General features: G+C 64.4%; 20 protein-coding genes and 1 pseudogene. 20 read left to right on the top strand and 1 reads right to left on the bottom strand.

Going from position 1 to position 22,462, the window contains the following annotated elements; all coding sequences use genetic code 11:
* Positions 1-82 precede the first annotated feature (82 nt).
* The 3 genes from DEM26_RS00575 to DEM26_RS00565 are packed head-to-tail and all read left to right on the top strand — an operon-like array spanning position 83 to position 3,409.
* On the top strand, positions 83-562 hold the full coding sequence (locus tag DEM26_RS00575) for a MarR family winged helix-turn-helix transcriptional regulator (RefSeq protein WP_077701293.1): 480 nt from the start codon (positions 83-85) through the stop codon (positions 560-562).
* Positions 559-2,364 (top strand): MFS transporter, encoded by a 1,806-nt coding sequence (locus DEM26_RS00570; RefSeq protein WP_109171483.1) that lies wholly within the window; start codon positions 559-561, stop codon positions 2,362-2,364. The genes DEM26_RS00575 and DEM26_RS00570 overlap by 4 nt, the downstream gene beginning before the upstream one ends.
* 4 nt (positions 2,365-2,368) lie before the next feature.
* Complete coding sequence (locus tag DEM26_RS00565) at positions 2,369-3,409, top strand: HlyD family secretion protein (protein WP_109171482.1); 1,041 nt, start codon at positions 2,369-2,371, stop codon at positions 3,407-3,409.
* Between the two features lie 403 nt (positions 3,410-3,812).
* Here the strand turns inward: DEM26_RS00565 and DEM26_RS20870 are convergent, their stop codons facing one another.
* The gene (locus DEM26_RS20870; protein WP_369907715.1) at positions 3,813-4,241 is read right to left on the bottom strand and encodes an SH3 domain-containing protein; all 429 of its coding nucleotides are present in this window, start codon (positions 4,239-4,241) and stop codon (positions 3,813-3,815) included.
* Between the two features lie 98 nt (positions 4,242-4,339).
* Here DEM26_RS20870 and DEM26_RS20545 point away from each other — a divergent pair, with 98 nt between their 5' ends.
* The 17 genes and pseudogenes from DEM26_RS20545 to DEM26_RS20950 form a co-directional block, all read left to right on the top strand.
* Positions 4,340-4,576 carry a glutathione S-transferase family protein gene (locus DEM26_RS20545; protein ID WP_199224610.1) on the top strand — a complete coding sequence of 79 codons (237 nt, stop codon included), beginning with the start codon at positions 4,340-4,342 and terminating at the stop codon, positions 4,574-4,576.
* 30 nt (positions 4,577-4,606) lie between these two features.
* On the top strand, positions 4,607-4,816 hold the full coding sequence (locus tag DEM26_RS20540; RefSeq protein ID WP_199224609.1) for a hypothetical protein: 210 nt from the start codon (positions 4,607-4,609) through the stop codon (positions 4,814-4,816).
* 185 nt (positions 4,817-5,001) lie between these two features.
* On the top strand, positions 5,002-6,573 hold the full coding sequence (locus DEM26_RS00550) for an acyl CoA:acetate/3-ketoacid CoA transferase (RefSeq protein WP_109171480.1): 1,572 nt from the start codon (positions 5,002-5,004) through the stop codon (positions 6,571-6,573).
* Positions 6,570-7,337, top strand: a complete 768-nt coding sequence (locus DEM26_RS00545) for an enoyl-CoA hydratase/isomerase family protein (RefSeq protein WP_109171479.1) — start codon at positions 6,570-6,572, stop codon at positions 7,335-7,337. Before DEM26_RS00550 ends, DEM26_RS00545 begins: the two co-directional genes overlap by 4 nt.
* A 2-nt stretch (positions 7,338-7,339) precedes the next feature.
* The gene (locus DEM26_RS00540) at positions 7,340-8,866 is read left to right on the top strand and encodes an aldehyde dehydrogenase family protein (protein WP_109171478.1); all 1,527 of its coding nucleotides are present in this window, start codon (positions 7,340-7,342) and stop codon (positions 8,864-8,866) included.
* 56 nt (positions 8,867-8,922) lie between these two features.
* Positions 8,923-10,173, top strand: coding sequence for an ABC transporter substrate-binding protein (locus DEM26_RS00535; RefSeq protein ID WP_109171477.1), 1,251 nt, complete (start codon positions 8,923-8,925; stop codon positions 10,171-10,173).
* A 73-nt stretch (positions 10,174-10,246) separates the two neighbouring features.
* Positions 10,247-11,140 carry a carbohydrate ABC transporter permease gene (locus DEM26_RS00530; RefSeq protein WP_075774234.1) on the top strand — a complete coding sequence of 298 codons (894 nt, stop codon included), beginning with the start codon at positions 10,247-10,249 and terminating at the stop codon, positions 11,138-11,140.
* On the top strand, positions 11,140-12,024 hold the full coding sequence (locus DEM26_RS00525; RefSeq protein ID WP_078541537.1) for a carbohydrate ABC transporter permease: 885 nt from the start codon (positions 11,140-11,142) through the stop codon (positions 12,022-12,024). Before DEM26_RS00530 ends, DEM26_RS00525 begins: the two co-directional genes overlap by 1 nt.
* A 5-nt stretch (positions 12,025-12,029) precedes the next feature.
* The gene (locus tag DEM26_RS00520) at positions 12,030-13,142 is read left to right on the top strand and encodes an ABC transporter ATP-binding protein (RefSeq protein WP_088735009.1); all 1,113 of its coding nucleotides are present in this window, start codon (positions 12,030-12,032) and stop codon (positions 13,140-13,142) included.
* Entirely contained in the window at positions 13,139-14,638 is a 1,500-nt protein-coding gene (locus DEM26_RS00515; RefSeq protein ID WP_109171476.1) for an FAD-dependent oxidoreductase, read from the top strand. Before DEM26_RS00520 ends, DEM26_RS00515 begins: the two co-directional genes overlap by 4 nt.
* A gap of 41 nt (positions 14,639-14,679) precedes the next feature.
* Positions 14,680-16,266, top strand: a complete 1,587-nt coding sequence (locus DEM26_RS00510; protein ID WP_109171475.1) for a GMC family oxidoreductase — start codon at positions 14,680-14,682, stop codon at positions 16,264-16,266.
* A gap of 1 nt (position 16,267) precedes the next feature.
* The gene (locus tag DEM26_RS00505) at positions 16,268-16,600 is read left to right on the top strand and encodes a Dabb family protein (protein WP_088722447.1); all 333 of its coding nucleotides are present in this window, start codon (positions 16,268-16,270) and stop codon (positions 16,598-16,600) included.
* Between the two features lies 1 nt (position 16,601).
* Positions 16,602-17,627 (top strand): LacI family DNA-binding transcriptional regulator, encoded by a 1,026-nt coding sequence (locus tag DEM26_RS00500; protein WP_109171474.1) that lies wholly within the window; start codon positions 16,602-16,604, stop codon positions 17,625-17,627.
* 93 nt (positions 17,628-17,720) lie between these two features.
* Entirely contained in the window at positions 17,721-18,890 is a 1,170-nt protein-coding gene (locus tag DEM26_RS00495) for a Gfo/Idh/MocA family protein (RefSeq protein WP_078522170.1), read from the top strand.
* A 24-nt stretch (positions 18,891-18,914) separates the two neighbouring features.
* Positions 18,915-21,005 carry an FAD-dependent oxidoreductase gene (locus tag DEM26_RS00490; protein ID WP_109171473.1) on the top strand — a complete coding sequence of 697 codons (2,091 nt, stop codon included), beginning with the start codon at positions 18,915-18,917 and terminating at the stop codon, positions 21,003-21,005.
* Complete coding sequence (locus DEM26_RS00485; RefSeq protein WP_109171472.1) at positions 21,002-21,946, top strand: sugar kinase; 945 nt, start codon at positions 21,002-21,004, stop codon at positions 21,944-21,946. Before DEM26_RS00490 ends, DEM26_RS00485 begins: the two co-directional genes overlap by 4 nt.
* Before the next feature lie 377 nt (positions 21,947-22,323).
* Positions 22,324-22,425: pseudogene (locus DEM26_RS20950) on the top strand (ATP-binding protein); the annotation flags it as partial.
* Between the last annotated feature and the right edge of the window lie 37 nt (positions 22,426-22,462).

The raw sequence follows: 22,462 nt of genomic DNA, 5'->3' as shown, positions 1-22,462 counted from the left end.
GACCCATGTTGATCCTCGCGACACAGAAGATATGTGGGATGGGACAAAACGTTAGCAGGCTAACTTTATTCCCGAGGCCCCCATGTCCGACCGTGCCGCAGAACTATCCGTGCCCAGCGAAGCCGCCCGCCGCGACCGTGCCGAGTTGACGCGCACGATGATGCTGACGGCGCGTTCGGTGCGCGCGATGTTCGACGCACAGGCGCGGGACATGGGGCTGACCTTCGCGCGGGCGCAGGCCATCCTTGCGATCTCGCGCGACGAGGGGATGAGCCAGCGGCAACTGGCGGAAACGCTGGTGATCGAGACGCCGACGCTGAACCGCACGCTCGACGGGCTGGAGAAGCTCGGCTTCGTGGAGCGGCGCGCCGATCCCAAGGACAAACGCGTCCGCCAGATTTTCCTGACCGATCACGCCCGTGCGAACGCCTCCGAGATCGAGACCTTCGTCGAGGCGCTGCGCGCGCAGCTCTACGAAGGACTCGACGCCGACGAGGTCGCCCGCGCCCGCAAGACGATGGAGCGGATGCAGGCCAACCTCGAAAGGATGCGCGGCCAATGAATTCCCAGATTCGCAATCTCAACGGCCCGGATGCGCGTCCGACGGCCGCCGAACCGGTATCGCCGGACGAGCGGACGCTGCGCGAGCGCGCGCGGTCTGAAGAGGCGGAGACGCGACCCGCAACCGAGGCCGCCGCAGAGCGTGAAGTCAAGCAAGACGAAGCCACAGCGGCAGAGACCGCAGAGCCGGACGCCGCGCCGCAGCCCGCCGCTCCGCCAGAGCCCGACCATTCCGGTGCAAAGCGGATCGTCTATGCCAGCGCAGCCGTTTTCGTGGCGCTGTCGCAATCGCTCGCGACCGGTTTCGTCTCGGCCAACCTGCCGCAGCTGGCGGGCGATCTTCACGCCACCACGAACAACACCTATTGGGTGATGGCGGCCTTCATGGCGCCGCGCGCCTCTATGCCGCTGATGCTGATCCGTATCCGCGACCAGTTCGGTCTGCGGCGCTTCGCCGAGGTGGGGATCGTCTGCTTCGTGCTGGCGATGGTGCTGAATCTCTGGGTCGACGACCTGCATTCCGCGGTGATCGTGGCGTTCCTGAGTGGCTGCGCCGCCGCGCCGCTGTCGAGCCTCGGCTTTCTCTACATGCTGGAGGCCATACCCGCTGCACAGCGTCTGAAGGTGGCTATCCCCGCCGTTCTGACGATGATCATGGTGGGCAGGCCTCTGGCGCGGGTGCTGCTGCCGGACCTCACCGCGAATGCCAGTTGGCACGCGGTGAGCCTTTTCCAGATGGGCATGGCGCTGGTGGCGCTGGCGCTGATTTTCGCGCTGCCGCTGACGCCGCGCCCTCTGCAAAAGGTGCTCAAACCGCTCGATTTCGTCTCCTTCAGCCTGCTCGCGTTCGGGTTCGGGGCGTTCACCAGCGTCTTCATGTTCGGGGCGCTAGATTACTGGACGCAGACCGAATGGTTGGGCGTGGCGCTCGTGGCGGCCATCGGGATGGTCGCGGGCGCGGTGCTGATCGAGATGCAGCGCCCCAATCCGCTGATTGATTTCCACTGGCTGCTGAGCCCGCCAATCCTGCATTTGGCGGGAACGCTTCTAGTGTTCCGCATCGCGCTCGCCGAGCAGAGCGCGGGCGCGGTCGGCTTCCTGCGCACCATGGGGCTTCAGCCCGGGCAGGAGCAGTTGCTGTTTGGGATCATCGCGCTGTCGATGCTCGCCGCGACCGGCGTGCTGATGCTGACCAATAGCGGGGCGCGTGCGCCGCTGTTTCACGGCATCGCACTGGTTCTGATCGCGGCTGGGGCGTGGCTCGATTCGCAATCGACCGCGCTCACCGGGCCCGAGCAGATGTATCTCAGCCAGGCGATGGTCGGTTTCGCGGGCATCCTGTTTCTGCCGCCCGCGATGGCGAAAGGGCTGGGGGCGGCCTTCGCGAAGGGGCCGCATTACCTGCTGAGCTTCGTCGTGCTGTTCCTGGCCACGCAATCCATCGGCGGGGTCATCGGCTCCGGCCTGTTCCGCTCGCTGGTGGTCGACCGCACCGCCTATCACATGGCGCAGCTTTCGCCGCAGATTTCGCCCGACAATCCGATGTTGAGCCAGACCCTCGCGCAGAGTGCTGCTTCGCTTGGTGGCCAGACCGCGGATGCAGGCGCACGGGCCGGGGGCGCGCTGTCCTCCGTCGCCTCCGCGGTGCAGCAGCAGGCCGCGATCCTCGCTTATGACGATGCGTTCCGCGCGGTCTTCTGGTTCGCGCTGGCGGCGCTCGCCGGGCTGATCGCCCATGTCGCATTGCAGCGAAGCTGGCCGCTCCCGCGCCTTACGCCCTCCACCCCTGTTTCCAAGAGTTGATCCTATGTCCCAGACCCGCCGCTATATCGCTTCTGCCCTGATCCTTTTGATCGCGCTCGCCGGTGTCGCGACCGTGCTCTATGCATGGCGCCTTCCGCCTTTCCGTTCCGACGTCGCATGGACCGACAATGCTTATCTGCAGGGCAAGGTCACGCCGATCTCCGCGCAGGTCGCGGCCGAAGTCACGGCGGTGCCTGTCAGCGACTTCGAGGAGGTCAAGAAGGGCGATGTGCTGGTGCGGCTGGACGATCGCGCGTTGAAAGCGGCGGTGGAACAGGCGCAGGCCGCGCTTGAGACGGCGAAGGCCGCGCAATCCAACGGGGCGCAGGCGGTGAACTCGGCCAAGGCGACGCTGGAGGCGAAACAGGCCGCGCTGGCCTCGGCGAAAGCGGCGCAGGCCACCGCGCAGACCGCGCGCGATCGGGCCTCGAAGCTGACGAAGAAAAGCTATGTCTCGCAATCGGATGCCGATCAGGCGCAGCTTACGCTCGATCAGGCGAAGGCGGGCGTGCAAGAGGCGCAAAGCGCCATCGATGTGGCCCAACAAGCGGTTCAGACGGCGGAATTGAACAAACGCTCGCTCGCCGCGAAGACCGATGCCGCGCAGGCGTCGCTGGATGCGGCGCAGGTGGCGCTCGATCATGCGGTGATCCGTGCGCCCCAGGATGGGCGACTGGGTCAGGTTTCGGCTCGGGTCGGCAAGTTTGTCAGCGCCGGGAGCACGCTGGTTTCGCTCGTGCCCTCCGACCTCTGGCTGATCGCGAATTACAAGGAGACCCAGCTGGCAGGGCTGCGCGTGGGTGAGCCGGTGACCTTCACCGTCGACGCTCTGGGGAAGATCGAGTTCAAAGGTCATATCGAACGGTTCTCGCCTGCCACGGCAGGGCAGTTCAGCCTGCTGTCGGGCTCCAATGCGACCGGCAACTTCACCAAGATCGCGCAGCGCGTGCCGGTGCGCATCTCGATTGACCCGGATCAGCCGCAGACTGCGAGACTGGCCCCGGGACTGTCGGCCGAGGTCAGCGCGCCGCAGCACGGATCCTGACCTTGCGACAGCTATGCGGAAGATGCAGCGCGGCTATGTCGAATAAGCTATTTCTGCGGCGCAGCATCTGTGCGAAAACAATCCCAACGCAGCGGGCAATTCGCTGCACCAGTTCCTGAGGCTCTCTCCTCCTCCCTGAGCCTCGGAAATTGGCGGTGGCCTCTCTCCTCCTCCCTGAGGTCACCGCCTCCTCCTCCCCTCCGATGACTGACGTGGGCCGCTTAACCGCGGTATTTCCTGTGTGGGAAGCGCTTGACGGTGGCCTGTGTCATGCGGGCTGCGTCGCGCGCTTACTTGACCGCGACGAGACGCTCATAGCTCGAGGGCGGATTGGTGCTGTTGATCACCTCGATCACATGATCGCCCGACTGGAAAAGCTGACTGCGGTAATCCTTGCTCTTCGTCATGTCGCCCAAGAGAGGGCTCTTGTCGGGGTTGTAGATTCGGTAGGTGAGGGGGCTTCCTGCACCATCACCCGAAGGTTCAGATCCTGCCCGTCCCGCGCGTTGAGCAGGTAACGGCGCGATTTCCCGGGCTGGAGCCCCCCGTGAAGTCGCGCATCCGAACTGCCTGAGGCGAAACGCACGTGTTCCTGACCTGAGCCTGTCACTATCTTCGGTTTCGGACTCGGGGCGGCCTCCGCTCGAGTCGGTGTCCCGGTGCCTTCGATCAAATACTCTCCCGCAGCCCAGCCCTCGAAGCCAGGATCGGCGAGCGTCGCAACTTGGCACCAACGGCGCCCCTCTGCCATGCGACACCCGAGATTGCGCAGATTCTGCCCATCCGCGAGGCGGGTGACGATGCTTGCCCCGGTCGACGGGGCCGAGCGCATGTTCAGGGTCGCGACGTCGTTGATCGGATCGGGTGAACCCACCCGTGATGATCGCCTCGTCCCCAAGCCCCTTGCCGGGCGCGCGAGAGGGGGCGTTCATGATGACAGGGTACCGGTTCGTGCTTAACCAGGATCGCGACCGTCGCGACGATTGGGCCGAGAAGCTCCTGTCCCTCTATCGCGACATCGACGGGTTTCTGCTCGAGCACAGCCCCGAAGGGCCGTACCTGTTCGACGAGTTCGGGCTTGCCGAAACCGTATTCACTCCGATGTTCAAGAGGTTCTGGTTCCTCGACTATTACGAAGGTTTTCAGTTGCCCGAGGGTGCCGGGTAGGACCGGGTCCGCGTGTGGCGGGAAGCCTGCATGGCCCACGAGGCGACGGAGCAGGTGAGCCGCGAAGAGATCGTCAAACTCTATTACGACTACGCGCACGGAGCAGGAAATGGGGCGCTCCTCGACGGGCGGTCGGTCTCGAGCTTCATCTTCACGCCGCCTTGGCAGGACCGGCCGTGGCCGCCGCGCGACAAGTATTCCGGCGCCGCAAGTGACGAGGCGCTCGGCCTCGTGGCCTGAACGCTTCGGAGGGACGGAGGGCACCGAAACTCCTTCGTTTCCTAGCTGTAGCCATGCCTTTTGGCACTCCTTGGGCCCCGCACTCGAAAAAGACGTTTGACAAAAAATTGGAACGTTCCTATTTAATTTGGAACGTTCCTAAAATTGTTTTAGCGGACGTGCGGTTGAACAGGGAGAAGCGGACTATGGGCACGATTGTCAGTGCGTCGGAAGCGGTAGGGAAGATTGCGGATGGTGCTGTCATCACGGTTTCCTCGTCTTCGGCGTTGGGGTGTCCCGACTCCGTGCTCAAGGCGATCGGCGAGCGCTTCGATCGGGAGCAGCATCCGAAAAACATCACCACAATCCACCCGATCGCCGCGGGGGACATGTACGGGGTGAAGGGCATCGACCACATCGCGAAGGATGGTCTGCTCGATACCGTTCTGGCAGGATCCTACCCGTCGGGCTCCTCGAACCTGCCGATGCCGGAAATCTGGAAGATGGTCGTTGAGGATCGGGTGGCAGCCTATAACGTGCCCTCCGGCATCCTGTTCGATATGCATCGCGAGGCGGCGGCGCGCCGTCCGGGCGTGATGACCAAGGTCGGCTTGAAGACCTTCGTCGACCCCGAGCGCGAGGGCTGTGCGATGAACGATCGCGCAGCAGGCGCGCCCATCGTGCGCCGGGTGGAGTTCGATGGTGACACCTGGCTCCATTTTCCGAATATTTACCCCGACGTCTGCATCCTGCGCGCCACCACCGCGGATGAGCGCGGCAATCTGACCTATGAGCACGAGGGGGCCTATCTCGGCGGGCTCGAGCAGGCGATTGCCGTCCGCAACAATGGCGGGCTGGTGATCGCGCAGGTGGAGCGCGTCACGGCTGCGGGCTCCCTGCGCCCACACGATGTCCGGGTGCCGGGGCATCTTGTGGACTGCGTGGTCGTGGACGAGGATCAGAAACAAACCTGCGAGACCCCCTACGATCCGGCGATCTCGGGGCAAGTGATGCGTCCGTGGTCGAGCTTCGAATTGGCCGAACATGGCATCGAGAAGGTCATCGCACGGCGCGCGGCAATGGAGCTTCGCGGCGGCATGACCGCCAATCTCGGTTTCGGGATTTCGGCGATGGTGCCGCGCATCCTGCTCGAAGAGGGCCACCATGATGCGGTCACCTGGGCGATCGAACAAGGCGCAGTGGGCGGGATGCCCTTGACCGGATTTGCCTTCGGCTGTGCGTCGAACGCCGATGGCTACGTGCCCTCGCCGCAGCAATTCATCTATTTCCAGGGCGCCGGGTTCGACATGTCCTTCCTGTCCTTCCTCGAGGTCGATGTGCAGGGGAATGTGAATGTCTCCAAGCTCGGCAAGAAACCTTACCTCACCGCAGGCTGCGGCGGCTTCGTCGACATCACCGCCCATGCGCGCAAGATCGTCTTCTCGGGCTGGTTCGAGGCAGGCGCGCAGATGGAGATGGACGAGGCTGGCATTCGCGTCCGCGCGCCCGGCAAGTTCACCAAGATGGTCGACCGGGTCGAACATGTGACCTTCTCCGGGGAGCGTGCGCGAGAGCAGGGGCAGGAGGTGCTCTATATCACCGAGCGCTGCGTGATGCGGCTCGATGACAAGGGGCTCATCGCCACCGAAATCATGCCGGGGATCGATCCTGAGCGCGATATCGTCGGCGCTTCCGAGGGGCGGGTGCGCGTGGCGGAGAATGCCGTCACCATGTCCACGACGTTGCTCGCCGACGCCCCGATGGGGTGGACGCCATGAGTGACATTCACCTGATCATCGACGGCGCGGTGGCAGAGCTGCGTCTCGACAACCCGGCGAAGATGAACGCCCTCACGGTCGAGATGCTGAGCGCGCTCGAGGCGCATCTCGATCGGATCGAAAGAGACGTCGAGATTCGCTGCGTGCTGGTGAGCGCCGAGGGCGACCGGGCTTTCTGCACCGGGGCGGATATCAACGGATGGGGCGATCTGAGCCCGGCCGAGTTCGCGCGGCATTGGGTCCGCGATGGACACCGGATTTTCGACCGGCTCGCGCGCCTCTCGAAGCCGACGATTGCGGTGCTGAACGGACACGCCTTCGGGGGCGGTCTCGAACTTGCCGCAGCCTGCGACCTTCGGGTCATGGCACCCGGCGCCAGCCTTGCCCTCCCGGAAGCTGGCGTCGGGATCGTTCCCGGCTGGTCGGGCACGCAGCGGCTGATGCGTCTGCTGCCCGAACCGATGGTGAAGGAGATGGCGCTTTTCGGTCACCGCGTGAAGGCCGACCGGGCGCTGGCGGTCGGCTTCGTGGCCGCGGTCTCCGAAGATCCGCGCGCGGCAGCGCAGGCCCTGATCGACCGTGCGCTCGGGCTGTCGCCCCGCGCCGTCGAAATCACGAAATCGATGATCCATGTCGCGGCGGGTGAAGATCGTGGTGCCATGGCTGAGGCGCTCGGAAGTGCCGCCATTTCGGCCAGCGAAGATCGCGCCGAAGGGGTCACGGCCTTCCGCGAGAAACGCAAACCTAATTTTTCGGGACTTTGAACATGACCGAGCTGAACCTGATCTCTGCCGTTGACGCCGCGATCCCCGCAGAGCCCTTCATCTGTCGTCACCTGATCGCAGGCGAGTGGCGCGACAGTGCCTCCGGTGAGAGCTACGATCGGATGTCCCCGGCGCATGGCTGCCTCGTCAGCCGCGCGGCACTGGGCGCCGAAGCCGATGCGGAAGCCGCGATCGTTGCGGCCCGCGAGGCTTTCGACAGCGGCGTCTGGAGCCGGATCTCGGGCAAGGAGCGTGCGACCGTGCTGCTGCGCGTCGCCGATCTGATCGAGGGCAATGTCGAGCGGATGGCGCTGCTGGAGACTCTCGAGAGTGGCAAGCCGATCTCGCAATCGCGCGCCGAAGTGTCGGGCGCGGCCGATCTGTGGCGCTACGCGGCGTCGTTGGCGCGCACGATGCATGGCGATAGCCACAATACGCTGGGGCCCGACATCCTCGGTGTCGTCGTCAAAGACCCAATCGGTGTCGTGTCGATGATCACGCCGTGGAACTTCCCGTTCTGGATCCTGAGCCAAAAGCTGCCCTTCGCGCTCGCCGCCGGCTGCACCACGGTAATCAAACCGTCCGAGCTGACGCCGTCGACCACGGTGATGCTCGGGGAGCTGTTGTTCGAGGCAGGGATGCCGCCGGGCGTCGTGAATATCGTTCTGGGCTACGGGGCGTCCGTGGGCAGCGTGATGACGACGCATGAGGCGGTTGACATGGTAACATTCACCGGCTCGACCGCGGTCGGCAAGGCGATCTCGGCGGCTGCGTCGAGCACGTTGAAAAAGGTCGCACTGGAGCTGGGCGGGAAGAATCCGCAGGTCGTGTTCCCCGATGCCGATATCGAGAGCGCAGCCGATGCGATCACCTTCGGCGTCTATTTCAATACCGGGCAATGCTGCAATTCGAGCAGCCGGATCATCGTCCATGAAGATATCGTGGATGAGGTGGTCGAGCGCGTCGTGGAGCTGTCGAAGCGCGTGGCCTTCGGCGATCCGCTTGACCCGCGCACGCAGGTCGGGGCGATCATCTCCGTCCAGCATCAAGGCAAGATCGACGACTACGTCCGCGCCGCGGTCACCGAGGGGGCCGAGATCGCGCTGGGGGGCGGGCCGATGACCGTGCCGGGGCTCGAGGGGCAATTCTATCAGCCGACAGTCGTGCGCGGCGTTTCGCCGGAGATGGCGATCGCCCGAGAAGAGGTGTTCGGGCCGGTTCTCTCGGTGCTGACCTTCCGGACGATGGACGAAGCTGTAGCGCTAACGAACGACGCAAGCTACGGTCTGTCTGCGGGCGTTTGGAGCGAGAACGTCCACACCTGTCTCGAGTTCTCGACTCGGGCGCAGGCGGGGACCGTCTGGACGAATACTTGGATGGACGGCTTTCCGGAATTGAGCTTCGGCGGAGTCAAGCAATCCGGTCAGGGGAGAGAGATCGGACGCTATGGCCTGGAGGAGTTCTTCGAGATCAAGACGCTCGTGATGCGCATCGGTCGCACGCGGGAGCCTTGGGTGAGACCCGAATGACCTGAAGGGTCGCGCGGGAGGGATGTGTAACGACAACGCAACAGGGAGGAAAATCAATGCGTAGTTACATCGGACGGACACTGAAAATGGCGAGCGTTCTGGCGCTCGTCGCAGGGTCGGCGCAAGCGAAGGATGTGGAGGTCCTTCATTGGTGGACGTCGGGCGGCGAGGCGGCCGCTCTCAACGTTCTCAAGGACGATCTGCAGAAGGAGGGGATCGGCTGGAAGGACATGCCCGTCGCCGGTGGCGGCGGCCAGAGCGCGATGACGGTGCTGCGCGCGCGCGTAACCTCCGGTGATCCGCCGACCGCGGTCCAGATGCTCGGCTTCGACATCTCCGACTGGGCACAGCAGGGCGCTTTGGCCCAGCTCGACAAGGTGGCGGCCGATGGCAACTGGGATGCCGTCGTGCCCGAGGCGCTCCAGAAGTTCTCGAAATACGACGGTCACTGGGTCGCGGTTCCGGTGAACGTGCACTCGACCAACTGGGTCTGGTCGAACAAGAAGATGCTTGCCGATCTGGGGATCGAAGAGCCGAAGACCTGGGATGAGTTCATCGCTGCGATGCAGAAGGTGAAGGATTCCGGGAAGATCGCGCTCGCCGCTGGTGGCCAGCCCTGGCAGGAAGCGACGATGTTCGATGGCGTCGTGCTCTCGGTCGGTGGCCCCGACTTCTATAAGAAGGCCTTCATCGATCTCGATCCCGAGGCGCTCGGCGGTCCGCAGATGGTCGAATCCTTCAAGCGCATGGAGCAGCTCCACAGCTTCGTCGACCCGAACTTCTCGGGCCGCGACTGGAACCTCGCGACCGCGATGGTCATCAATGGCGAGGCCGCCTTCCAGATGATGGGCGACTGGGCCAAGGGTGAATTCCTGCGGGCCGGCAAAGAGGCCGAGGTCGATTTCGGCTGCTTCCGGACCCCGGGCACGGCGGACGATGTGACCTTCAACGCCGACCAGTTCGCGATGTTCAAGGTGGGCGAGGACGCACAGGCCGCACAGGACGCAATGGCGAAAGCCGTGATGTCGCCCTCGTTCCAGATCGCCTTCAACACGGTGAAAGGCTCTGTTCCCTCGCGCACGGACGTGTCGGACGAAGAGTTCGACGCTTGCGGCAAGAAGGCGATGGCTCAGCTGAAATCGGCGAGCCAGAACGGCACGCTTCTGGGCTCTATGGCGCATGGCCATGCTGACCCGGCTTCGGTGAAGAACGCGATCTATGACGTGGTGACGGCGAATTTCAACGGCGACTATGACGCCGAGACCGCCGCCAAGGAACTCGTCAAGGCCGTGTCGCTGGCCCAGTAAAAGGCCCTCGGGCCGGTCTCTGAGACCGGCCCGTACGTCACCGATCCGTCTCATTTCCCTAAAGGAGAGAGCAATGGCCCGTCCGGTCCAGTCAGACTTGCGTACCCGGCTTCAGGAATGGATTCCCAAGATCGTTCTCGCGCCCTCTGTCGCGTCGATGCTGATCTTCGTCTACGGCTTCATCGTTTTCACCGGCTACCTGTCGTTCACGAACAGCCGAATTCTTCCAACGTTCGACCTTGTCGGGTGGCACAATTACTGGCGTCTCTTCCAATTGCCGACCTGGACGATCGCGGTGCAGAACCTCGCGATCTTCGCCTCTCTCTACATCGCGATCTGTATCGCGATCGGCCTTTCTCTCGCGATCTTTCTCGATCAGAAAATCCGCGGCGAGGGGCTTCTGCGCCCGATCTTCCTTTATCCGATGGCGCTCTCGTTCATCGTGACGGGGACGGCGTGGAAATGGCTTCTCGATCCGGGCATCGGGATCGAGCACACGCTGCATCTTTGGGGCTGGGAGAGCTTCCATTTCGGCTGGATCAAAAGCTCGTCCATGGCGATCTACACCGTGGTGATCGCCGCAGTCTGGCAAAGCTCGGGCTTCGTCATGGCAATGTTCCTCGCCGGGCTCCGCGGGATCGACAACGAGATCCTGAAAGCGGCGCAGATGGACGGCGCCTCCAACTGGAACCTCTATCGCCGCATCATCATTCCGCAGCTTCGGCCCGCGTTCCTGTCGGCCTTCGTCATCCTCGCGCACCTCGCGGTCAAATCGTATGACCTCGTGATCGCGCTGACCGGTGGCGGCCCGGGCCGGGCCACCGAGTTGCCCGCGACCTTCATGTATTCCTACACTTTCACCCGCAACGAGATGGGCGTGGGCGCAGCGTCGGCGGTTATCATGCTGATGACCATCGCCGCGATCATGATCCCCTATCTCTACGCCGAACTGAAGGAGCCGAAGTAATGTCCGGCGCCGTCGATACCGGGGTCGCGATCCGCACAAATCGCGTAACCCGCACCTTCATCTATCTTTTCCTGCTGCTGTTCGCGCTGTTCTACCTGCTGCCGCTCGCGGTGATGCTGATCAACTCGGTCAAACCTCTGAGCGAGATCACCGGCGGCAACATGATGGCGCTGCCCGATGTCTGGACTTTCGAGCCCTGGCGCGAAGCCTGGTCCTCGGCCCAGATCGGCGTGCAGCCGACCGGCCTGCGCCCCTACTTCATCAACTCGATCCTGATCGTGGTTCCGGCGGTGGCGATCTCGACCATCATGGGCGCGCTCAACGGATACGTGCTGACCAAGTGGCGGTTCCGCGGCGATACGATCCTCTTCGGGATGCTGCTGTTTTCCTGCTTCATCCCGTTCCAGATCGTGCTGATCCCGATGGCGCGGGTGCTGGGCATGATCGGGCTCGCAGGCTCGGTGCCGGGGCTGATCCTCGTCCACGTCGTCTACGGGCTTGGCTTCACGACGCTATATTTCCGCAACTACTACTCGGCCTTCCCGACCGAGCTGGTGCGCGCGGCGCAGATTGACGGGGCCGGGTTCTTCCGGATCTTCTACCGCATCCTTCTGCCGCTGTCGGGGCCGATCATCGTGGTCACGATCATCTGGCAGTTCACCAATATCTGGAACGACTTCCTGTTCGGGTCGTCCTTCGCCGGGCAGGCCAGCCAGCCGATGACCGTCGCCTTGAACAACCTCGTTCAAAGCTCGACCGGCGTGAAGGCCTACAACGTCCACTTCGCGGGTGCGATCCTTGCGGCGCTGCCCACTCTCATCGTCTACATCGTCTCGGGGCGCTTCTTCGTGCGCGGCCTGATGGCGGGCTCAGTCAAGGGGTAATGCCAATGGGTCTCCTCGATATTTCAAACGTCACCAAGTCCTACGGCGCGGTCGAAGTGCTGCACAGCGTCGACATCTCGGTCGATGAAGGTGAATTCCTCGTGCTGGTCGGCCCGTCCGGCTGCGGCAAGTCGACGCTTCTGAGCATGATCGCAGGGCTGGAAGGAATCACCTCCGGCGAGATTTCGATCAAGGGACGCACGATGAACGGTGTGCACCCGTCGAAGCGCAACATCGCGATGGTGTTCCAGTCCTACGCGCTCTACCCGAACATGACCGTCGGCCAGAACATCACCTTCGGCCTTGAGATGCACGGCACCCCCAAACCCGAACGCGAAGAGGCGATGAACCGGGTGGCGGAGATGCTGCAGATCGACAATCTGCTCGACCGCAAGCCGGGGCAGCTTTCGGGCGGTCAGCGCCAACGCGTCGCGATGGGACGTGCGCTGGTGCGTGACCCGGACGTGTTCCTCTTCGACGAACCACTGTCGAACCTCGATGCGAAACTGCGCGTCGACATGCGCACCGAGATCAAGAAGCTGCACCAGAGCCTTGGCACCACGATCGTCTACGTGACCCACGACCAGATCGAGGCGATGACGCTCTCGACCCGGATCGCGGTGATGAACAAGGGCTATGTGCAGCAGCTCGGCACGCCGAAGGAAATCTACGACACGCCGTCGAATGTGTTCGTGGCGACCTTCATGGGCAGCCCCGCGATGAACGTGGTTCCGGCGCGGATCGTGGTGAAGGACGGTGCGCCCCACGCGGCCGTGACGGGCCATGACGGGGGGGAGCAACTGCTCCGCTTCCCGCAAGCCAATCTCGCCCAGTGGGACGGGCGCGAGATCCTTCTCGGCATCCGACCGGAGACGATTACGGATCCGGAGGGCGCGGATCGCAACGCCGCCCATATAGCGCCGCTGCGCAATCATATTGGCGTAACCGAACCTGCCGGGTCGGACACCTTCGTGACGATGACGCTGGGCGGGCGCGACGCCATCGCCCGGATGCGGGCCGATGTAACCGTGCGGGCGGGCGAGGTCTTCGATTTCGCGGTGAACATGGACAAGGCGGTGGCCTTCGATCCCAAGACGGAAGAGCGCATCCAGCCATGAGCGATGCCGACGTCATCATCATCGGTTCGGGCATGGGCGGTGCCACCACGGCGGCGGCGCTGGCCGAGACGGGACGGCGCGTGCTGGTGCTCGAGCGTGGCGAACGCCTGCCCGACACGCCGGATGCGCGCGATCCCGACGCGATCTTCGCGCGCGGTCATTACCGGCCCGAGGAAACCTGGCTCGATGGCGATGACGTGCCGTTCAGCCCCGGCAATTACTACAATGTCGGCGGCAATTCGAAGTTCTACGGCGCCGTTCTGATGCGCTATCGCAAGGCGGATTTCTCGCCAGTGGAGCATCAAGGCGGGACCACGCCGGGTTGGCCGATCGCCTATGACGAGATCGAGCCGTTCTACCAGAGGGCCGAGGCGCTCTATCAGGTGCGCGGTCAGCTTGGAGAGGATCCGACGGAACCGCGCCATTCCGGCCTCTACGCACATCCTCCGGTCCCGGACGAGCCCGATATCGCGGCGCTCCGGCGGCGGCTGAAATCGGTCGGGCTGCACCCATCCTCCCTGCCGCTCGGGGTCGATATCGACCGTTGGCTCTCGTATGGGCAGACGCCTTGGGATGCGTTCCCCGATACCTGCGGCGGCAAGATGGATGCCGAAAGCGTCGGACTGGCGACGGCGCTGAAATCCCAGAACGTCGAGCTGATGACGGGCGCGCGGGCGCGGCGTCTGATCGTCGATGCCGAGAGCCGCATAAGCGGGGTCGAGATCGAGAAAGACGGGCAGGTCCGCACGCTCGCGGCGTCGGTCGTGGTGCTCTCCGCCGGGGCGGTGCAAAGCGCGGCCCTTTTGCTGGCCTCTGCGACTGAGCGCCATCCGACCGGGCTGGCGAATGGTTCCGATCAGGTCGGGCGCAATTTCATGAACCACAATTGCTCGGCCGTGCTGGCGCTGCACCCGCTGCGCCGGAACCGCGCAATCTACCAGAAGACGCTGGCGATCAACGATTTCTACCTCTCGGGCGGGACGAACGGCGCGCCGCTAGGCAATATCCAGCTGCTCGGCAAAATCTCCGGTCCGATCCTCGCCTCGGCCTCGCCGCTGCCGCGTCCGGTGGCAAGCTGGATCGCCAACCGCTCGGTCGATCTCTACGCGATGTCTGAAGACCTGCCCAATCCCGAGAGCCGCGTGACGCTGAAGGAGGGCAAGATCCGGCTCGATTGGAAGCGCTCGAACTGGGAGACCCATCTCGAACTCGTCGACATGCTGCGCCGAAAGCTGCGCGCTGCGGGCTATCCGATCGTGCTCGCGCGGCCCTTCGACCGGCAGACCCCGTCACATCAATGCGGGACGGCGCGGATGGGTAGCGATCCGGCGTCGAGCGTCGTCGACACGTTCTGCCGCAGCCATGATCACCCGAACCTGTTCATCGCCGATGCGTCCGTCCTGCCGACCTCGGCTGCCGTGAACCCCGCCCTTACCGTCGCGGCGCTCGCCCTGCGCGCGGCCGAGCATATCGCACAGACAGAGCTCGCCGCCTGAGCCACCGGGCTGCGGCGAGAGACTTGGCCAAGGAGGCCAGCATGAAGACGACTTACGATTTCATAATTATCGGCGGCGGTTCGGCGGGCTCGGTACTGGCCGGGCGTCTCTCCGAGAACCCGTCGGCGGACGTCCTGCTGCTCGAGGCGGGCGGCAGCGATCGCCACCCGTTCTATCATCTGCCCGCGGGCTTCGCGAAGATGACCAAGGGCATCGGCAGCTGGGGCTGGGAAACGGTTCCGCAGCGACACATGCAGAACAAAGTCTTTCGCTACACCCAGGCCAAGGTGATCGGCGGCGGCTCCGCGATCAATGCTCAGGTCTATACCCGCGGCAATGCGCTCGATTACGACGAATGGCGCCAGATGGGGTGTACCGGCTGGGGCTATGAAGATGTGCTGCCCTATTTCCGCAAGGCCGAGGATAACGCGAGCATCGAGAACCGCTATCACGGCAAGGGTGGCCCGCTCGGTGTGAGCGATCCGCGCGCGCCCCTGCCGGTCTGCGAGGCCTATTTCGAAGCGGCCGCCGAGCTCGGCATTCCGCGCAATTACGACGTGAACGGTGAGAAGCAGGACGGGGTCGCCTATTACCAGCTGACCCAGCGCAATGTGCGCCGCTCCTCGGCTGCGATGGCCTATGTCGCGCCGAACCGTCACCGCGAGAACCTCACGGTGAAGCTGGGTGCGCAGGTGCGCCGGCTCGTGGTCGAGAATGGCCGCGCGACCGGGGTCGAGCTTGTCGATGGCACGCGCCTACGGGCAGAAAGTGAAGTGCTGCTATGTTCTGGGGCGATCGGTTCGCCGCGGCTGCTGCAGCTGTCGGGTATCGGACCGGCGGATGAGCTGGCCTCGCTCGGGATCGATGTCGTCTTCGACCAGCCGGAGGTGGGGTCCAATCTGCAGGATCACCTCGACCTCTACTGCATCAGCGAGCTTTCCGGCCCCTACAGTTATGACCGCTATGCGAAGCCGCATTGGGCGGCGTTGGCGGGGCTGCAATATCTGTTCGGACGGAAGGGGCCGGTTGCGTCGTCTTTGTTCGAAACCGGTGGCTTCTGGTATGCCGATCCCAAGGCGCGGTCGCCGGATCTGCAGTTCCATCTCGGACTCGGGACCGGCATTGAACATGGCGTGGTTTCCATGCCGCAGGGCGGTATCACGCTCAATTCCTGTTACCTGCGCCCGCGCTCGCGCGGCAGCGTCCGCCTGCAAAGCGGCGATCCGGCGGTCGCGCCGTTGATCGATCCGAACTACCTGCAGGACCCGCTCGATCGCGAAATGTCGATCCGGGGGCTGAAGCTGACGCAGGAAATCCTGTCACAAGCCCCGATGCGCAAATATATCCTCGCCGAGCGCCTTCCCGGTCCCGACGTGCGGACCGACGAGGACTATTTTGATTTCATCTGCACCCATTCGAAAACCTCGCATCACTGCGCAGGGACATGTCGCATGGGCGCCGATGCGGGGGCTGTCGTAGACCCGACATTGCGGTTCAACGGGATCGAGGGGCTGCGCGTCGTCGACAACTCGATTATGCCGCGTGTGATTTCGTCCAACACCAACGCTGCGGCAATCATGATCGGCGAGAAAGCCGCCGATATGATCCGCGCGTCACATGGAGGCTGACATGACAGTGCGCCACATCGTTCTCGTCAAATTCAAACCCGGGCTGAGCGAGGAAGAGATCGCACCGCTCTGGGAGGAGCTGCGCGCGATTGAGGGCAAGGTCGACGGCCTCGGTGCAATCTGCGCGGGCCGCTCCGAGAGCCCCGAGAAGATCGAGCGCGGTTACATGCATGGCTTCACCGTCGATTTCCGCGACTGGGAGGCGCTCGCCGCCTACCAGGAACATCCCGATCACCGGGCGCTCGGGGCGAAGCTCGTGGCCAACGCTCAAGGCGGGATCGACGGTATCCTCGTCTTCGATTTCGAGATCGCAACTCCGTCGCAGGGGGCGTGACATGGCGCCGAGCGACCGCAGACCGACGATCATCGACGTGGCCCGAAAGGCCGGGGTGTCGAAATCGACAGTCAGCCTCGTGATCCAGAACAGCCCCTTGGTGAAGCAGAAAACACGCGAGCAGGTGCAGGCTGCGATGGCCGAGATCGGCTATGTCTATAACCGCGCGGCAGCCAATCTGCGCAGCGCCGGAGCAGGGCTTGTCGGCCTGGTGATCAACGACCTGCGCAACCCTTTCTTCACTGAGTTCGCGACGTCGTTGCAGATGGCGCTGTCGAGCCGCGGCTATGCGGCCGTCGTGGCCAATACTGACGAAGACCCGCAGCTTCAGGCGCAGGTGGTCGAGGCGATGATCGAGCACGGCGTCTCCGCGATGATCCTCTCGCCCGCCTATGGCGACGAGGCGCTGAGCTTCGACGCGCTTCAGCGGGCGGGCATTCCGGCGATGCAGGTGCTGCGCAAAGTCGAGATGCGGACCGAGCTTTTCCCCTTCGCCGCGCCGGACTATCCGAACGGGACGCGTATCGCGACCGAGCATCTCCTCGAACAAGGCGCGAAGCGGATCGCCTTCGTCGGTGGTCTGGAGGGCCGGGCCGTCACGCAGGAGCGCATGGCAGGGTATCTGACTGCGATAGAGAGCGCCGGGCTCGAACCCCATGTCCTGACCGGCAGTGCGAGCCGCGCTTTCGGCAGGCAGGCGGCGCATGAGCTGGCGGACGACCATCCGGAGGTGGATGGCGCGGTCTGCTTCAACGATCAGGTCGCGCTCGGGATGATTTCGGGCTGCGCCGAGATCGGGCGCAATGTCGGCCGCGATCTGCGCATCGTGGGCTTCGATGACATCGAGGAGGCCGCCCATTCCTGGCCCCCGCTCAGCTCGGTGCGCTGCGACATTGACGGCTTCGGGAAGCTTGTCGCCGAAACGATCCTCGCCTGGCTCGAGAACGACAAGGTGCCGCCGCCGGAAATCCGCACGCCGGTCTCGCTGGCCATTCGTGGCTCGAGTGGCGAGACGCCTGCGGGCTGAGACGACAGGGAGACGGGAGGCCCGCCCGTTCGGACGAAACAGAGACGAGACCGCGCAGAGAGACACCGGCGCGGACAGGAGAGGAGTGTTCAAATGACAGAGATTCGTGTTGCCGTGCTCGGCGCTTCGGGGTGGATGGGCAAAGTCCACACGATGGCCTATCAGACCTTTCCGCATTTCTTCGGCACTGAAGGTGGCACGGCGCGCGTCGTCACCCTCGTCGATCGCAATCCCGCGCGAGCGCAGGAGCTTGCCGCGCGGGTGCCCGGTGCGCGGATCGTTCAGGACTGGCGCGAGGTGATCGCCGATCCCGAGGTCGATCTCGTGGATATCTGCCTGCCCGACAACCTGCATTACGAGGTTGCGAAAGCCGCGCTCGAAGCGGGCAAGCATGTCTTTTGCGAAAAGCCCCTTGCCGAGTCCGCCGAGGAGGCGCGCGAGCTTGCCGATATCGCGAAGGCGCGCGGCCTTATCACCCGCGTCGGTCACGGCTTCCCGCGCAACCCCGTCCATGATCTTGCGAAGGAGATCATCGATGCGGGCGAAATCGGCGAGATCACGATGTTCAAAGGGTGCCAGCATGTCGACATGTATGGCGACCCGATGGTGCCCTATATGTGGCGCGCCGATGGGTCGCTCGCGCCGACCGGGATCGTCGGGGATACCGGCAGCCATGTCTTCAGCTTCATGGAATTCCTCGTCGGTCGCGTCTCGTCGCTGATTGCCAACAACATCATCGTCACGCCGCGCCGTCCGAAGATCGAAGGTCTGGGGCTCGGTGAGACGGCAGAGCTGACCGGCAGCGAGGAATGGGCCGATATCACCAATCCCGACGCGAGCCAGATTCTGTGCACGTTCGAGAACGGCGCCAACGGGATCGTGGATTTCAGCCGTGTCGCGACCGGGCGCAAATTCATGCAGACCTACGAGATCTACGGCACGAAAGGCAGCCTCGCCTATACGTTCGACGAGGTGAACCGGCTGCGCTTCTACACCAATGCCGATCCGATCGGGCGCCGCGGCTACCGCGAGATCGATGTCGGGCCCGAGCATCCGACCTACGCGGCCTTCCTGCCGCTGCCGAATTTCGCGCTCGGCTATAACGAGACCAAGATCATCGAAGCGGCGGAGGTCATCCGCTCCATCGTCTCCGGCAAGGCGATGTGGCCGACCTTCGAGACAGGCCATCACATCACCCAGATCGTCGACGCCTGCATGAGCTCGTCCCGGCAACGCGCCTGGGTCGATATTCCGCAAAGCTGACCGGACCGCAAACGGAGCCAAGACATGGACAGTGCAATCCCTCAGGAAATCCTCGACGCCCTGACCGATATCGAGATGCCGCGGCTGCGGGCCGACGAGGCGGTCCCGGAGATGCTCGAGATCGCGGGCCTCTCCCTTCCGGTCTATCGCACCGGCTGCCTCGTGGTCGGCAGCGGGGCCGCGGGTCTTCGCGCCGCCGTCGAACTCAAGCGACGCGGCGGCGAGGTCATCGTCGCGAGCCAGAGCGCGTGGGGCGGAACCTCCGCATGCTCGGGCTCCGACAAGCAGACACTGCACACCGCGAATACCGCCGATCACGGCGATGATTTCCAGGCGATGGCGCGGGCGATCCGGGCTGGCGGAGCGATGGACGAGGATACGGCCTATATCGAGGCGGTCGGCTCGCCGCGCATGATGGCCTCGTTGCAATATCTCGGCCTGCCGCTGCCGCAGGACCGGTTCGGCGCGACGCTGCGCTACAAGACCGACCATGACGAGACCGGGCGCGCGACAAGCTGCGGCCCCCGAACCTCGCGGCTGATGGTCAAGGTGCTGGCGGAAGAAGCGCTGCGGCTCGACGTGCCGATCTTCAACCACACGACGGTCGTGCAACTGCTCACCGAAGGGGAGGGGGATGACCGCCGGGTCGCCGGCGCGCTGGCGTTCCGTAAATCCGACCGCAGCGCCGCCAACCCCTACGGTCTCGTGCTGTTTGCCGCGCCGAATGCCGTGCTCGCGGCGGGCGGGCCGGGCGAGCTTTATCGCGATAGCGTCTATCCCAATGGCTGTTTCGGAACGCTGGGTCTCGCGCTCGAAGCGGGGATCGAACTGGTGAACCTCACCGAGAGCCAGTTCGGCATCGGCACGCGCCGCGAGGGGTTCCCTTGGAACCTTTCGGGGACTTACGTGCAGTCCCTGCCGCATATCTATTCGGTCGATGCCGAAGGGCGCGAGCATCATTTCCTCGCGCGGTACTATCGCACCACGCAAGAACTGGCCTCCAACGTCTTCCGCAAGGGCTATCAGTGGCCGTTCCACGCCACGCGGATGCTGGATTTCGCGTCGAGCCTCGTCGATCTGGCGATTTGGCGCGAGAGCGCCGCGGGGCGGCGGGTCTTCATGGATTTCAACCGCAATCCGCTTCCCGTGCCCGGAGATAAGCCTTTCGATCTTACCCGCCTCGACGAAGACGTGCGGACTTATCTCGGCACCGCCGGGGCGGATCAGGAGCTACCGATCGACCGGCTGCGCCACATGAACCCGCTCGCGATCGAACTGTACCGCCGCTACAAGGTGGACATCGCCGCCGCGCCGCTCGAATTCGCGGTAAACAACCAGCATATGAACGGCGGGATCGCGGTCGATCCCTGGGGGCGCTCGAACCTGCGCGGTGTCTATGCCGCGGGCGAGGCGGCGGGCACGCATGGCGTGACGCGTCCGGGTGGATCGGCCCTCAATGCCGGTCAGGTCTTCGGCACCCGGGTGGGCGAGCATATCGGCGCGAGCCGCACGGCCCATGCGCCGGAGGCTGTCGGATCGGAGGCCCTCATTTCGGCTGTGACGGATCTGCTTGCACGGTTGAACACGGACAGCGCGCATTCCGTGAAGTCGGTCCGCGACGAAGTTCAGGCCCGGATGAGCGACCATGCCGGGATGATCTGCAATGGCGCGGACGTCGCCGATGCGCTTGCAGCGGCGCGCGAGTTGAACCGGAAGTTGCGCGCCGACGGCATCGCCCCGGAGCGGTCGGGCGACGGCGCGCGCGCGATCCAGTGGCAGCAGATGGCACTCGCCTCCGAAGCCGTCCTTGCCGCGCTCGACCAGTATATCTCGCAAGGCGGTGGCAGCCGCGGCGCGCGCGCGATCTGCTCTGACGACGGGGAGGCGATCCCGATGGCGCGCGATACGGATCTGGCTGCGTTCCGTTTCAAGACAGAGCGGGAGATCGACAAGCAGACGCAAATCCTGGTCCGTCTGGAGGGGGAGGAGTTGAAGATCGCCACCCGCAAAAACCGAAGCTTCGACGAGAGTGCGCGTGCCTTCTTCGAGCGCGACTGGCCCGATTGGTTGACCGGCCGCATCTTTGACCTCGACGCGAAAGGCCTGCGTGAATGACAGAGACTCCTAAGAAAATGCTCGCCATCGGGGAGGCGATGCTTGAGCTCGCTCCGGTCGAGGGCGGCACGTTTCGGCTCGGCTATGCGGGCGACACGTTCAACACCCTCTGGCATGCGGCGCAACTCCTTGGGCCGCGTGCCCGGGCGGGCTTTGTGACGCGGATCGGAGAGGACAGGCTGTCCGACCGTTTCCTCGCCGAGATGGCGGCCGACGGGCTGGATCTCGCCGCCGTCCAGCGCGACCTCGAGCGCGAGATGGGGCTCTACATGATTGAGCTCGAGGGGACGGAGCGAAGTTTCCACTACTGGCGTCAGCACTCGGCAGCCCGTCGTCTCGCGGATGATCCTGATCTGCTTGACCAGGCTCTGTCCGGCGCAAATTTCGTCCATGTGTCGGGGATCACCCTGGCCATCCTCTCGCCCGAAGCGCGGGACACCCTGTTCGATGCGGTCGCCAATGCGCGCGAGGCGGGCGCGCGTATCTCCTTCGATCCGAACTACCGACCGCGGCTCTGGGCCTCGCCGTCGGAGGCGCGGGATACGATCACGCGCATGCTCGCCCATACCGATATCGCGTTGCCCAGTTTTGACGACGAAGCAGCGCTCTGGGGTGATGTGAACCCGGAACTGACTTTGGAGCGTCTCCGCAGACATGGGCTCGCGGAGATCGCCGTGAAGGATGGCGCGCGTCCGGTCTGGCATTTGGCCGAAGGCCATACCGGTCTCTGCGACACGCCGGTTCTGACGGAGCTGCGCGACACGACCGGCGCGGGCGACGCTTTCAATGCGGGCTACCTCGCCGCCCGCCTCCTCGGGCATCCGGTCGAAGACGCGATCGGCTGGGGGCAGTCGGTCGGCGGAGCCGTTCTGGGCGAGCCGGGCGCGCGTTTGAGCAAGGCATCAGCGCGCACCCTCGCGGCATCACTCGCGGGCCTGTGACGGTTCGTCCGGTGGGCTCCGGTCAGGTGGATGATGTTGTTTCCGTCCGGCGGCCTATCCGCGAATCCGGCTGAATGGTCGGGAATAAATATCCCGGCTGCATGGTAGCTGCATCGCGCGCGAGGGTCACGGCGCGCACGGCCGCGAGTCCAGCCCCCTATTTCTGCGACCGACCCGAAGGCTGAGCACCTCGATGGCGCCGCTGCCTTGTGAGGCGGAGGCTGTCCCCCCGCGACGCGACGCTCGAGCTTTGGTCCTTCCGGGAGTATGCGTCACCTGCGGTCCAAGCGACAGCGCTCGGTGTCGAATTCTTCCTAGGTGATCTCGCCTCCGATGACCGAAAATGCCCGGAACAATGAGCCACACCGCGGGCTTGCTTGAGTGGCTTCGATTTCCCGATCCCCGACGAGCTTGGCTACCTGCCATTCGCTCCGACCGGCGAAGCGCTTTTATTTCACCGCATCAGCCAGCTCTACGAGTGAACGTAGATCATCGTGACGACGAACCTAAACTTCG

It is taken from the genome of Thioclava sp. NG1 (assembly GCF_003122275.1).
In the GTDB taxonomy this organism is placed as follows: Bacteria; Pseudomonadota; Alphaproteobacteria; order Rhodobacterales; family Rhodobacteraceae; genus Thioclava; species Thioclava nitratireducens.
This window is presented reverse-complemented; position numbering and strand designations above follow the sequence as displayed.